Annotated in this window: 1 protein-coding gene; it reads left to right on the forward strand. The window is 63.8% G+C overall.

What is annotated here, in order from left to right; genetic code table 11:
• The coding region (locus AC5JJ6_RS02245) for a hypothetical protein (protein WP_496040482.1) at positions 1 to 320 on the forward strand (320 nt) is incomplete at its 5' end.
• Positions 321 to 561: the final 241 nt, after the last annotated feature.

The raw sequence follows: 561 nt of genomic DNA on the forward strand, positions 1-561 counted from the left end.
CCCGCAGCGCCGCCACAGTGGCAGCAATGGACGCGGTGAAGGAGCAGCTCGACGACCCAGAGCAGGCCGCCGCCGCCGACGATCTGCTGCGTGATCTGCGGGTACGCGCGAAGCAGGCCGACCAGATGCGGGGTGACGCCGAGACGGCTACCCAGCGCCGAACAGCGCAGCTCGGCCTGCGCCTGACAGCCATCGAGGCGGCGCGGGCGAAGCTTCTGGCCGAGCATACGGATGAACTCGACAGCGAGGCCATGAGGGCGTTGATCGCCGAGCTCGATCTCGAGGAGCAGCAGGTCAGAACCGCGCTCGGCGAGGGCTAATCGGTGCTATCCGAAAACGGTGAGTTCCTCGTATTCAGGAAGCTCAGACCTCTCACTGCCGTCTCCTAGTCATCATCGTCAGGGATGTTCAGCACATAGCCGCATGCTTTGCAGTGGACGGCATCAGGATCGTGACGCTGCAGCCCGCACTGGGGGCATGGATAGAGCACCTTGCCGCCTGGGCGGAATACAGCCTGCGCCAAGCGTAGAAACAACGAGATCCCCACCAGCATCATGAGTA

Source organism: Skermanella sp. (genome assembly GCF_059503625.1).